The 12,842-nt window shown below is 42.5% G+C and carries 15 protein-coding genes and 1 tRNA gene; 7 read left to right on the forward strand and 9 right to left on the reverse strand.

The window, feature by feature from the left end:
* Positions 1 to 24 precede the first annotated feature (24 nt).
* The 6 genes from Pas1_RS00685 (at position 25) to Pas1_RS00710 (ending at position 4,074) form a co-directional block, all read left to right on the forward strand.
* The gene (locus tag Pas1_RS00685; RefSeq protein WP_112294194.1) at positions 25 to 432 is read left to right on the forward strand and encodes a ClpXP protease specificity-enhancing factor; all 408 of its coding nucleotides are present in this window, start codon (positions 25 to 27) and stop codon (positions 430 to 432) included.
* Positions 433 to 449: 17 nt separating this feature from the next.
* Positions 450 to 525: transfer RNA gene (locus tag Pas1_RS00690), tRNA-Thr, on the forward strand.
* Between the two features lie 10 nt (positions 526 to 535).
* Positions 536 to 1,231, forward strand: coding sequence for a DUF5672 family protein (locus Pas1_RS00695; protein ID WP_112294195.1), 696 nt, complete (start codon positions 536 to 538; stop codon positions 1,229 to 1,231).
* The gene (locus Pas1_RS00700; RefSeq protein ID WP_112294196.1) at positions 1,209 to 2,114 is read left to right on the forward strand and encodes a glycosyltransferase family protein; all 906 of its coding nucleotides are present in this window, start codon (positions 1,209 to 1,211) and stop codon (positions 2,112 to 2,114) included. The genes Pas1_RS00695 and Pas1_RS00700 overlap by 23 nt, the downstream gene beginning before the upstream one ends.
* Positions 2,115 to 2,156: 42 nt before the next feature.
* Positions 2,157 to 2,912 (forward strand): hypothetical protein, encoded by a 756-nt coding sequence (locus tag Pas1_RS00705; RefSeq protein ID WP_112294197.1) that lies wholly within the window; start codon positions 2,157 to 2,159, stop codon positions 2,910 to 2,912.
* 10 nt (positions 2,913 to 2,922) lie between these two features.
* Positions 2,923 to 4,074 (forward strand): DegT/DnrJ/EryC1/StrS family aminotransferase, encoded by a 1,152-nt coding sequence (locus Pas1_RS00710; protein ID WP_112295132.1) that lies wholly within the window; start codon positions 2,923 to 2,925, stop codon positions 4,072 to 4,074.
* Between the two features lie 9 nt (positions 4,075 to 4,083).
* On the opposite strand, the gene Pas1_RS00715 is transcribed toward Pas1_RS00710, so the two are convergent.
* The gene (locus tag Pas1_RS00715) at positions 4,084 to 5,382 is read right to left on the reverse strand and encodes an MFS transporter (protein ID WP_112295133.1); all 1,299 of its coding nucleotides are present in this window, start codon (positions 5,380 to 5,382) and stop codon (positions 4,084 to 4,086) included.
* Between the two features lie 217 nt (positions 5,383 to 5,599).
* Between Pas1_RS00715 and Pas1_RS00720 the strand changes: the two genes are divergently transcribed.
* On the forward strand, positions 5,600 to 6,181 hold the full coding sequence (locus Pas1_RS00720) for a phasin family protein (RefSeq protein ID WP_112294198.1): 582 nt from the start codon (positions 5,600 to 5,602) through the stop codon (positions 6,179 to 6,181).
* A gap of 78 nt (positions 6,182 to 6,259) precedes the next feature.
* On the opposite strand, the gene rmuC is transcribed toward Pas1_RS00720, so the two are convergent.
* The 8 genes from rmuC to Pas1_RS00765 form a co-directional block, all read right to left on the reverse strand.
* Entirely contained in the window at positions 6,260 to 7,495 is a 1,236-nt protein-coding gene (gene rmuC / locus Pas1_RS00725) for a DNA recombination protein RmuC (RefSeq protein WP_225971454.1), read from the reverse strand.
* A 17-nt stretch (positions 7,496 to 7,512) separates the two neighbouring features.
* Positions 7,513 to 7,821: a Grx4 family monothiol glutaredoxin gene (grxD, locus tag Pas1_RS00730; protein ID WP_112202749.1), complete on the reverse strand. Its 309-nt coding sequence runs from the start codon at positions 7,819 to 7,821 to the stop codon at positions 7,513 to 7,515.
* Between the two features lie 82 nt (positions 7,822 to 7,903).
* The gene (prmC, locus tag Pas1_RS00735) at positions 7,904 to 8,746 is read right to left on the reverse strand and encodes a peptide chain release factor N(5)-glutamine methyltransferase (protein ID WP_112294199.1); all 843 of its coding nucleotides are present in this window, start codon (positions 8,744 to 8,746) and stop codon (positions 7,904 to 7,906) included.
* A 6-nt stretch (positions 8,747 to 8,752) separates the two neighbouring features.
* On the reverse strand, positions 8,753 to 9,832 hold the full coding sequence (gene prfA, locus Pas1_RS00740) for a peptide chain release factor 1 (RefSeq protein WP_112294200.1): 1,080 nt from the start codon (positions 9,830 to 9,832) through the stop codon (positions 8,753 to 8,755).
* Positions 9,833 to 11,149, reverse strand: coding sequence for a glutamyl-tRNA reductase (hemA, locus tag Pas1_RS00745; protein WP_112294201.1), 1,317 nt, complete (start codon positions 11,147 to 11,149; stop codon positions 9,833 to 9,835).
* Positions 11,150 to 11,462: 313 nt separating this feature from the next.
* Complete coding sequence (locus Pas1_RS00755; protein WP_112294202.1) at positions 11,463 to 11,789, reverse strand: type II toxin-antitoxin system PemK/MazF family toxin; 327 nt, start codon at positions 11,787 to 11,789, stop codon at positions 11,463 to 11,465.
* Positions 11,786 to 12,001 carry an antitoxin MazE family protein gene (locus Pas1_RS00760; RefSeq protein ID WP_112294203.1) on the reverse strand — a complete coding sequence of 72 codons (216 nt, stop codon included), beginning with the start codon at positions 11,999 to 12,001 and terminating at the stop codon, positions 11,786 to 11,788. The genes Pas1_RS00755 and Pas1_RS00760 overlap by 4 nt, the downstream gene beginning before the upstream one ends.
* Before the next feature lie 116 nt (positions 12,002 to 12,117).
* Entirely contained in the window at positions 12,118 to 12,840 is a 723-nt protein-coding gene (locus Pas1_RS00765; RefSeq protein ID WP_112294204.1) for a uracil-DNA glycosylase, read from the reverse strand.
* Between the last annotated feature and the right edge of the window lie 2 nt (positions 12,841 to 12,842).

A 12,842-nucleotide genomic window follows, 5' to 3' on the forward strand; every position in this document is an offset into this window, starting at 1 on the left:
GTTCATTTGTCAGATCAGATCAATATGTCTGACGTTCCAAGCAATAAGCCTTATCTAATCCGTGCACTACACCAGTGGTGTGCGGATTTTGGTTTTACCCCTTTTATAGCTGTTTTTGTCGATCAAAACGTGGAAGTGCCCATGGAGTTCGTCAAGAAAGATGAGATTGTTCTCAATCTTTCTACCGAGGCCTGCCATAACTTACAAATTGAGAATGACTGGATCAGCTTTCAGGCAAGGTTTGGCGGTGTTCCTAAAAAGATTTTGGTCCCAATAAGCCATGTTTTAGCTATATATGCACGGGAAAATGGCCAGGGAATGTCATTTCCATTCGATCCCAACCAAGTAAAAACCCAAAATAGACCCAGCGAGCAGGGGGGTAGCGATGTGCCTCCTAAGCCCAATCGCCCATCTTTAAAGATTGTGAAATAGGCTAAAATCCTTATTTTGCCCCTTTAGCTCATCTGGTAGAGCAACTGATTTGTAATCAGTAGGTGGTCTGTTCGAGTCGGACAAGGGGCACCAATAAATTTTTATGTTATCTCTTCCGGATGTCACCCTCGTTGCAGTAAGCTCAGTCGACCTAGAGGGTACACTGTTTGCTTTATCAATTTCGTCACATGAAATTGAGTTTGCAGAGATCAAGTTTTTGACCTCTGAATCAATTAATCCGACGAATACAAAGATCAAAATTGAATCCATTCCTAAATTAGATATTTGGGGGTATAGTAAATTTATTATTAAAGACCTCTACCGGTATATTGATACTTCACATTGCCTGGTAATTCAGGCAGATGGATTCGTGCTTAATCCATACAAATGGCGGAATGAATTTCTACAATATGATTTCATTGGCGCACCTTGGCCAAAGAAACTATTACTACAGCCAGGCAATCACGTTTTGGATATGCAAAAGAATCAGGTTGGAAATGGTGGTTTTTCTCTAAGAAGTAAGAAGCTATTAGTAGAGACGGCAAGAATTAATTTTGACTTGTTAACGTACCCAACATATTCCGAAGATTTAATTATTTGTCACTACCTATATGAGCAAATGTTAGATGGTGGAATCAGATTTCCTCCTCCTAATCTTGCAGCTAAATTCTCTGTAGAGTCACCAAATGCTTCTTATGGTGAGAGTCCAAATACATCTTTTGGTTTTCATGGCAAAGAACTCAGAAACTTAATGTTTAACACGATTATAGATAGCGATGAGAAGCATAAATATAACTGACATACCTGTATTGGTTCTTAATTACAACAGGCCTGAATTTACCAAAAGGCTTGTTAAAAATCTTGAAAAGATCAAACCGACCAATCTTTATGTTTCAATAGACGGTCATAAACTGAGCACTTATGAAGATAGACTTAGGGTTGATGAAGTAGAGAAATTTTTTAAAAATTTAGGCTGGAAATGTAATCTGAAATTAGTAAGAAATGAAAAAAATTATGGACTACGTAATGCGGTAAAGAAAGCTTTAGATTGGTTTTTTGAAGAAAATGAATTTGGAGTCATATTGGAAGACGATATTCAATTTGACATCAATTTTTTTAAATATTGTCAAGAATTTTCAACAATTAACTCAGACCCTAGGATTGCTGCTATTTCGGGCAATAATCTTCTTGAACATTTGTTTTCACCAGAATGCTTCGAGAGAAGGTATCTTCTTGCCAAGATTTTTCACTGCTGGGGCTGGGCAACTTGGCGAGAAAAATGGGCTTTATATGATGATAATATCGAAAATGACGAAAACTTCTTTGAAAATTTACTACCCAAATTTCTTAATTACGATGAAGAGTTAATTATGTTTTGGAGGTACCAAAGAAAAAGGCTGAAAGATAACGAGATTGATTCTTGGGCGTTTAGGTTCCATTTTTCTTGCCTAAGAAATCAATTGCTGTATTTGACCCCCCCACGTAATCTAACATCTAATTATGGTATCGGACCCGGGGTTGGAGTCAACTCAAATCATCAGGTCCCCTTTTTTATGGAGTCAATAAAAATTAATCCATACGAGAAATTTGATGGCAGTTATTCAATTGAGGGATCTCCATTATTTGAAAAATTCGAAGAAAAGTTTATTCTAGGAATTAATCGATTACCACTTATTCTGTAGATATTTTTTGGTATGATTAAATTCTCAATATGTTTTTTTGGAATGAATCGCAGTCTTTCATTCACGATTAACTCAATTCAAAATAATATATTTAGTGCCATTCCTCACGAATGGAAAACTATTACTTGTGGTGCCTTAATGAATTGTGCCCATTCATTTAGCAATTTAAGAAGTGAAGAATTTGACGCGACAGTCGAAAGAAACTTTGAAAAGTTAATCTCACCAGATTCATACGAGGCTATCGATCAATCAGAATTCGACTTTAATTATAGGAATGATTTATTAGCACTCGATTTGAAAGATATTTACAGTGACAACTATGCGAGTTTAATGAATATGATTCGTGAACTGTATTCTATTCAAAGAGCCTGGAGTTGGGCAAAGAAAAATAAACCTGATGTCGTCTTATTTTTAAGACCAGATCTAAATTATCTAGATAAATTTGATTTTCAGGGTAGTTTAAATTTATGGGGTGATAATTCGCGACCGATAGTTATGACCCCTATTTGGCAAAAATGGGGGGGTGTGAATGATAGATTTGCCCTCACAAATTTTCATGGAGCTGAGGTTTATGGTAACCGCTTCAATCTTTTTTGGAAATACGCCCTTATTTTAAAAAATTATCCTCAAGCTGAATCGCTTCTATTTACAACCCTATTTTTAAATGGAGTGGATTTTGAATGTTATTTATCTCAAAGAGCAGCAAGAGTTAGATCGGGCGGTAATCAGAGGGAGGAGGATTATAATGAGTGCGGATCTAATGATTCACTTAAATCTTTTTTGAGTTCAATTTTATAGACTGATGATCATGAAGCATAAAAAAATGAATGAGTTCCCTTTGATGGACCCATCAAAAGGCTTAGTTCTGTTTTATCCTGATATAAGTCCCAATGCTATTAATTCTGTAAATGAAACTCTCTCTGGTAGATGGATTGGTCAGGGGCCGAAAGTTGAGAGCTTTCAAAACGAATTTACAAAAAAGTTTTTACATTCTGGATCTTCGCTTGCAGTTGGAAGCGGAACAGACGCATTACATTTGGCTTATATACTGGCTGGTATCAATGATGGCGATGAAGTACTGGCCCCAGCTTTTACGTGTACCGCAACAAATATCCCTCTTTTGTACTTGAACGCCAATATTAAATTTATTGATATTGATCCCAAAACAATGAATCTCAGCTTAGAGGATATCAAACAGAAGGTATCTCCAAAAACAAAAGCAATTGTTACTGTGGATTATGGGGGAATTCCTTGTGAGTACGATGAGCTAAAGAAAATTTCTGCCGTAAATGGTATAGCCCTTATTCAAGATGCTGCACATTCGATTGGCTCAAAATATGGTGAGAATTATGTAGGCAACCAATCGGATTTCACGATATTTTCTTTTCAAGCAATTAAGACTTTAACCACCGGTGACGGGGGCATGCTTGTTATGAAAAATGCCAACCTAAATGAGCGCGCAAAAAAGCTTAGATGGTTCGGTATTGACAGAGCGCAAAAACAAGGTGGTATTTGGGAAAACGACATCCAAGATATTGGGTATAAATATCAAATGAATGATATTGCAGCTGCAATAGGACTCTCAAATTTAGAGTGTTTTGATGACATTGTCAACGCTCGAAAAGAGCTCTATGAGCGCTATTTAGGCGGCTTAAAAGAAGTACAAGGAATTAGTGTGATTCAACCAGTCTCTAAAAAAACAGTGGATTTTTGTCCATGGCTGCTAACTATTATTGTTGATAAGAACAGAGCGGGGTTAATGAAAAAATTGAGGGAAAATTCGGTTGAGTCTGGCCAAGTTCACTACCGTAATGATCGATACTCAATTTTTGGTACCCAAAAACAAGAATTACCGAACATGGATTTTCTTGAGGATAAGTACTTGGTTTTGCCTCTTCATCGTAAGATGACGGTCGATGATGTTGACAGGGTGGTATCCATAATTAAAGAAGGCTGGTAATGGTTTTCCCTATTTATAGGGTTTTTTGCACCCGCAAACTCTCACTGAAGTTTCTGTGTAGGATATCGTCCAAGCTATAGCGGCAAAGAATAAAAATATACATGGGTAGTAAAGACCGGCTAATGTATTCCATTTTTCATTCACCCAGGTGATGATCAATGGCGACATTCCTCCAATCCATCCCGCAGCTAAATTATGAGGAAATGTTGCGGCACTATTTCTAGACTTTGCGGGGAATAATTCAGCGAGTATTGCGGCTTGAGGGCCTCCTAGTAAGCCCAGAATACAGGACAGGCCAAACATAATGCAGCCAATGATTTTGATATCTTGCTGAGTTAATGGAAGATGAGATCCAGTAGTTTTCATCATCCAAAATGCCGGAAGAATGAGTACGGCTCCCAAAAAGAGACCGCATGTAATGACTGGTTTTCTCCCCACTTGATCTGATAGCCATCCTGCAAAAATAATTGTTGTCACTAAAAAAAGAGTGGATAAAACACTCAGTTGATCAACGAGCTCTACTGGTAGTTTCACTGTGGTCTTAAGGAAGATCGGCAGGTAGACCTGTGAGCAGAAAAACAGTACTGCACCTCCACCCGAAACACAAAAAAAGAGTAAGAACATTTTTTTTCGGATTTCAGGGTCTTTAAAATTATTCAGCAACTGCCCTTCTGTCTTTGGGCTTCTAGTTTGTAATTCTTGAAATACTGGAGTTTCTTCGAGAGTTCTGCGGAAATAAAGTGCTAGCAGAAGCAATAAGAATGAAACAAAGAATGGAATTCTCCAGCCCCACGCTTGAAACTCTTCTGCTGATAGCCATCCCTGTAATAGTGTTATCTGCAAAGTAGAGGCCAAAATACCAAACGGTCCCATGAGTTGTAAAAAACTCGTTTTGAAACCCCGATTTTTTTCCCCAGCATGCTCAGCCAGGAAGATTGCTCCCCCACCAATTTCCCCGCCAGCAGAAAATCCCTGCAAAATTCGAAGGCTCACCAAAAGAATGGGAGCCAAGATACCAATTTGTGCGTAAGTGGGTAAAAACCCCACTAAAAGCGTAGCCAGCCCCATGATGGAGATGGTGATCATAAATACGGGCTTGCGGCCAATACGATCCCCCATAGACCCAAAAAATGCCGCTCCAATAGGTCTGACTATCATTCCCACTCCAAAGGTGGCCAAGCTAGCCAAAAGGCTGGAAGAGGGGTCGTTAGATGGAAAGAATAAAGGGCCAAAAGTAACCGCCAAGGCGCCGAAGGTCAAAAAGTCATACCACTCCAAAAAAGTTCCAAAACACGCTGCAATCAGCATTTTGAGATAGCTTTGTTGCCGAGGGTAGGATTGTAAGTTACTGTTTTTATTCACTTTAATTAAATTCTACTGATATTTGTTGCAAAGCAGCAAAAAGTTCTTGATTTGTCATTCTGGTTTAGTTATAGTTCTATGGTGCAGTGCAATATTTAAAGTTTTTGTATGCATTAAATGCACTTAATTGATTAGTTGTACCACTTAATTACTGGAGAAATACATGAACCAAGAACAAATTACCGCTAAATTGTCCCAAATTAACAGCAAAGGCCTCGAGGCTACATTTTCTTTGAGCGAAGCTGCTCTCGAAAACGCCCAGAAATTGGCTGAGTTGAACTATGCAGCTTCTAAAGATGCATTAGTGAACGCACAAGATGGTATTCAGCAAGTTTTGAATGCTAAAGATCCAAAGCAAATAACTGAAATCATCAGTGCTGATGCATTGCAATCTGCTGGTACACAAGCTGTTGCTTACCAACGCAAAGTTACCAAAGTAATGCGCGATAGCAACAAAGAACTCGCTAATGTTATCGAAGCAAACATTGACCAATTGCAAAACGGTTTCCAAGAGTGGGTAAACACCATTTCTGCTAACGCTCCTGCAGGTTCCGATGCATTCTTGTCAACATTCAAGACTGTATACGGTAGCGCATTGCAAGGTTTTGAGCAGTTCCGCTCTGCAAGCAAAGAAGCTTTTGCAACTGCAGAAAAAACTGCTGAGCAAGCAATTGACGCTGTTCAAGGTCAGATCACTCAAGTGAAAAAAGCTGCTCCTGCATCACGTGCACGCAAAGCTGCTTAATTGCTAAAGTTTTAAACGGTATTTAGTTTTAAGAAAACCCGCTGTAGAAATACGGCGGGTTTTTTATTTGCTGATTTATTAATCAGAATCGTCCGCAGATTCAATCAGTGGCGAAGCAAGATTCTTGCTAGGCTTTACACCCAGCTCGCGAACTCTTTCAGCTGAACGAATCAAATTTCCCTTACCAGCCTTCAGTTTATTAAAGGCATCGTGATAACTTGTCTGCGCCTGGTCTAAACGTTGACCGAGTTTTTCAAGATCATCCACAAAGTTCACGAATTTATCGTAGAGATTGCCACACTGCTTGGCGATCTCAAGCGCATTGCGATTCTGATGGTCTTGTCTCCACAAGTGAGCAACGGTTCGAAGTGTGGCCATCAGAGTACTCGGGCAAACTAAAACGATATTCTTAGCAAGCGCCTCTTGGTAGAGATTAGGCGCAGTCTTGAGAGCCAATAAGAATGCGGGCTCTACTGGAACAAACATCAGAACAAAATCGACCGAGCCAATACCGTAGAGGGAGCTATAGTTCTTTGCAGATAAGCCTTGGATATGTTGACGTAAGGATTGAATATGGGCTGCAAGTTCTTGCTCAGCAATGACGGGGTCAGTACTTTCAGCATGGCGGGCATAAGCAGTAATGGAGACCTTGCTATCCACGACAAGGCTACGACCTTCGGGTAATTTCACCACAACGTCAGGTTGGAGGCGTGAACCATCGGTAAGGGTATGGCTATCTTGAACTAAATACTCTTCGCCTTTACGCAGGCCAGAAGATTCTAAGATCGACTCTAGAACGAGCTCACCCCAGTTACCTTGAACTTTAGAGTCACCCTTGAGTGCTTGGGTGAGGGAGCGAGTCTCATCGGACATTTTGAGATTCAGATTAGCAAGACGTTCTATCTCACTTTTTAAGGCAAAGCGCTCGCGTGCTTCATTGCCATAAGAAGTGTTGACCTGTTCTTTGAATTCAGTGAGTTTAGTTTGTAGTGGCTTCAGGAGGGCATCTAAGCTAGCTGCATTCTGTTCGGTGAATCGTTTGGATTTATCTTCCAGAATCTCATTAGCTAAATTCTTGAACTGACTGGTCAGGGCCTCTTTAGCTTCATTGAGAGATTCAATTCGTCCTTGGCCCTGTTTACGCTCTGAATCGAGCTCAGCCTCGAGCCGAATGGCTTTTTGAATGGCCTGATCCCGTTCTTGCTGAACGCCGGTAAATTGTTGAAGTGCGGCGCGTAGACTAAATATGTAGACCAATAGGCCTACACAAATTCCAAAGGCTAGGCCTAATAAAAGAAGAGTATCTAAGCTCAAATTCAAGTTAGAGTCAATTAGGCTTTAACGAGCTTTTGAAGTTCGCCGCTTTGGAACATTTCTGTCAGAATGTCAGAGCCGCCAATGAATTCACCATTGATATAGAGTTGGGGAATCGTTGGCCAATTAGCATATTGCTTAATACCTTGACGAATATTTTCATCATCAAATACGTTAACGGTATGCAGATTCTCTACCCCAGCTGCCTTCAAAATATTGATGGCATTTCCGGAGAAGCCGCATTGAGGAAATTGGGCAGTGCCCTTCATAAAAAGAACGACTGGGTGTGAGCTAACAATTTCTTTGATTTTTGCTTGGGTGTCCATGATGGTCTTTCTTGAATCAATAAGGATGAGATGATTTTAAAGCTTTATCAGAAATCAGCGGTAAAGCAGATCAGGTAAAACCTCATTTTCTGGCGGTACTGACCCTGGGGTGACCAGCTAAATCGGTATGGTTTTGAATATCCCTAAATCCTGCCTCAGCCATCATCCCCATCACCGCATCACCCTGATCAAAGCCATGCTCAACTGCAATGAGTCCTTCTGGCTTGAGATGGGCGTTAGTGCCAAAAATAATCACTTTTAAGCTGCTCAAACCATCTAATTCATCGGTCAATGCTGACTGGGGCTCAAAGCGCAAGTCTCCTTGGCCCAGATGAATATCCCCTTTAGCGATATATGGGGGGTTGCTGACGATGACATCAAATTGATCATTTCCTTCAAGTGCTTGATACCAAGACCCCTGCTTGAAATTGACTCTTTTATCTAATTTGAGATTTCGGGCATTTTGCTGGGCAATCTGTAAGGCTGCTATGGATTGGTCGGTCGCAGTGACCATAGCATGATTTGCCGAGTGGGCGATTGCCAATGCAATAGCGCCTGAACCAGTTCCTAGATCGAGAACTGTTACGGTTCCTGCAACTTGTTTGATTGCATCTAAGGCGAGATCAACCAACAGTTCAGTTTCTGGCCTTGGAATCAAAACCCCTGGCGCAACAGTCAGCTCAATCTCATGAAATCCTTTTTTACCGATGAGATAAGCAATCGGTTCTCCCGCTAATCTTTTGGACTCTAAGGTTTTCCAATCACTCAAGGCAATTGGGCTGAGCGCTAAATCATCTTTAGAGAGCAGAGCACTACGAGGGAGTTGATAGTGCTTATTAATCACATCAGCCAACAAAATACGAGCTTCATTAGCAGGCAGTAGGCTCGAGCCAAGTAAAGCGCGAATTGAGTATTCTGCGCTCATCAGTAATTAGTTATCGCCTAAGGCTGCTAAGAGTTCAGCTTGGTGTTCAGATGCCAGAGCATTACAAAGATCATCTAGATCACCATCCATCATGGCATCAATTTTGTAGAGCGTGAGGTTGATGCGGTGATCAGTAATACGTCCTTGTGGGAAGTTATAGGTCCGAATACGATCACTGCGATCACCGGAGCCAATCAGCGACTTTCGAGTCTGCGCTTCGAGCTGATGCTTCTCGCGTTGCCGTGCATCCATGATTCGAGATACTAAGACCTTCATGGCCTGTTCTTTATTACGATGCTGACTGCGATCATCCTGGCATTCAACCACTGTGCCAGTCGGAAGGTGTGTGATACGCACAGCAGAATCTGTTTTATTGATGTGCTGACCACCCGCGCCAGATGCTCTAAAAGTATCAATACGGAGTTCAGCAGGATTAATTTTGACGGCTTCTAACTCGTCTGCTTCAGGCATGACGGCTACAGTACAGGCCGAAGTATGAATGCGTCCTTGAGTTTCAGTTTGAGGAACCCTCTGCACTCGGTGTCCACCCGACTCAAACTTCAGCCTTGAATAGACCGATTGACCTACTAAGCGCAAGACTACCTCTTTGTAACCGCCCAGATCGGATTCAGCCGAACTGACAACCTCTACTTTCCAGCCCTGTCTCTCAGCGAAGCGGGTATACATTCTGAGTAAGTCTCCTGCAAAGAGTGCGCTTTCGTCGCCACCTGTTCCTGCTCGGATTTCTAAGAAGACGTTACGTTCATCATTTTCATCTTTAGGCAGAAGCAGTTTTTGCAATACTGCTTCTAATTCTTCCATCGTCGCAGCTGCTCTTTTTTGCTCCTCATCTGCAAAGTCTTTCATCTCCGGATCTTTGCGCATCTCTTCTGCAGCCTGAGCATCAGCTTCAGCCTGCTTATACAAACCAAATTGTTCAACTACTGTTGCAATATCAGCATGCTCACGCGTGAGTTTGCGATAGACGTCCATGTCTTTCGTCGACTCTTCAGTAGTTAAGAGGGAATTGAGTTCAGCTAAGCGTGTATCGAGGTGGTCTAGCTTAGCCCGCATACTGGGCTTCATTTATTGATCTTCTGGCTTAGTCTGTAAGGCAAATAATTTTGGGAGGAGTTTAATGAGGGCGTCACGTTCAGCCCCATTTGAGTGCTGCAAGGCATTTAATGAGCCATGTAAAAATTTGTTAGTTAGGCCTTGTGCCATTGCCTGCAAGACTTCCTGAGGGTCGTCACCACGCATCAGGCGTTTCATGGCACGCTCTAGTTCCAGTTGACGCAGTTGTTCACCTTGCTGCTGGATATCTTGAATGATTGGGACAGCATTGCGGCCTTGCATCCAATGCATAAAATTGCCCACACGATCTTCAATAATTGCTTCTGCTTGACTCACTGCTGCTTGACGCAAAGAGGCGCCAGTCTGAATCATCATCCCTAGGTCATCGACGGTATATAAATACACGTCATTGAGACGGGCAATCTCGGGCTCGAAATCTCGTGGCACTGCCAAGTCAATCATGACCATCGGCTTATGGCGTCGATGCTTAAGGGCACTTTCGACAAGGCCTAAACCAATAATGGGCAAGGAGGAGGCAGTACTCGAGACGACAATGTCAAACTCATGAAGGCGTTGGGGCAGCTCAGAAAGTTTGAAAGATTCTGCTTCTATATTTTGATTGGCAATCGAGCCCGCTAATTCTTCGCCACGTTCAATGGTGCGATTAGCAATGGCAACGTTCTTAGGCTTGTGAGCAACAAAGTGGGTGGCGCATAAATTGATCATTTCACCAGCACCAATAAATAGCACGCGCTGATCTTGAATGGATTCAAAAATTCGCTCTGACAAACGCACCGCTGCAGCTGCCATCGAAATCGAGTGCGCACCAATTTCAGTTGAGCCGCGCACTTCTTTTGCGACGGAAAAGGTTTTCTGAAAGAGTTGATTTAGGTAAGTACCCAATACTCCGGCATCACTCGCCGTACGAACTGCATCTTTCATTTGCCCCAAGATTTGGGTTTCCCCAATCACCATAGAGTCAAGTCCGCAAGCCACTCTAAAAGTATGTCTTACTGCTTCGGATTGTGGCAAAGAATAAATATGGGGTTTTAAGCTGCTGGGGGCGAGGCGCTGGGTTTTGGCTAACCAATCAAAAGTTGCTTCATGCAAAAGATTGGCAGCATTAGAATCATTCGCAGCACAATAGACTTCAGTGCGATTACAGGTCGACAGAATGGTAGCTTCGGGCAGCCCAGCCTGATTCGCGCCAACGAGATGTTGGCGAAGGTTATGCAACGCTTCTTGAAGAAATTCAGGGTCAAAGGCGACTTTTTCCCGAATGGCGACCGGCGCTGTGTGATGATTGATGCCGAGTGTCAACAACTTCATAATGGTGATTATAGATTTGAAGACGCTAATAATGGGGGTTGCAATGGGGTTTTTGGCTTTTCTGGTGATCGGGGGCGGTTCTAGCCTGGCTAGCTGGATTTTCTACCCCATAAAACGACCAATCAAGACTAGCTCAAAGCAACTTTTGTTTGTAATTATTCTGGGGGTAATTGCGGCAATTACTAGCTCTTATTTAGGGCAGTGGTTTGAATTATTTCATTCTGGCCAAATGCTGGAATGGCTTTGCGCCATCTTTGCAGCCACTTTTGTGGGGATTATTTACAGCGTTGCACTAAAGCAAAACTAGCGCTAGCTAGCCCAGACCAAGCCATAAACCCAAAGCACGATTGACCCTGAGCATTTCAGCGTCATCAAGTTGCCCAATTTTTGACCCTATCTTTTCACTTCGCACGGACATAATTTTGTCCACTTGGATCTGAGAGAGTTTGGTAAGTCCATTTTCTGGGCTGGGAAGGACATCAAGCCTAAATAGCGGAGCGTCAACTTTCTCACCGGATACGAGTAGAACTGTTACGGTAGAGTGGACCTCGTTAAACACATCAGATTGGATTACAAGCGCTGGCCGGGGTTTACCAAAATCACCCTGCATTGCAATGGTTACAAGACTGCCTCGCTTCATTCGCCGCCTAAATCATTCAGGGCATCATCAAGGAAGGACATTAAATCCTGATCCGCCCGATCAGTCATTGCCGCCAAGGAAGATTGACGAGCACATTCTTTCTTAAATCCCGGAACCCGAGTATCCGGAACCCAGAGTTGGATCGGCCTTAGACCCGCATTTCGAAGCGAAACCCGATGTTTTTGTACTCGAATTGCGGTGCTTGAGCCCATAGAAACCCTATTAGTAACTGTTACATGTAACATTTTAACACAGGCAGCTGTTACATGTAACATACTAATCTAAGGCCTTTAATTAGCCAGGGTTAATGGCTACTGCGATGTTGACGCTACACCCAATTAATCTTGGATTGATCATGCGCCAAGAGCCACTGATTGGCTTTTGTGAAGTGCCCACAACTCTCTTGACCGCCCGGTTTTAAAAAGGGGCGATCGGTTTTAAAGACCCCAAGCCCTGAGGGGTGAGATGAACGCAAGATCAATTGATCTTGACCTTTTTCAATCAGGCTGAGTTTTGACTGTGCGTGGCCGCCCCAAAGCATCCAAACCAAGTGGGGCTTTTGCATAGCTAAAGCACAAATGAGTTGATTAACCAAAGAGCTCCATCCTATGTTGGCATGACTGCCGGCTTCACCTAATTTCACACTGAGGGCTGTATTCAGTAATAGGACGCCTTGAGAGGCCCAATGATGCAAATCACCATGCGGCAAATTTCCAAAACCTTCGAGAGCAAGTGCTTTACGAATATTTCGAAGTGAGCTTGGAAACGCTCTAGAGTTCGTGGGGACATCAGATGGAATAGAAAAAGCTAAACCTTGAGCGAGGCCTGGGGAGTGATAGGGGTCTTGCCCCAAAATAACGACCTTAACTTGATCAACCGGCGTCAAACGCAAAGCATTAAAAAAATTCTTGGCTTCTGGCCGAACTAATTCTGGATGGGTTTGCAGTTCAGACCGAAGGCTGGCTTGTAAAGCAAGCCATGCTGATGAAGCAAAATAATCGCCAAGCAATGTCTGCCAATCCTTGGGAATATCTTCTTGTGAAATCAGCATCT

It is taken from the genome of Polynucleobacter paneuropaeus, from assembly GCF_003261235.1.
GTDB lineage: Bacteria > Pseudomonadota > Gammaproteobacteria > Burkholderiales > Burkholderiaceae > Polynucleobacter > Polynucleobacter paneuropaeus.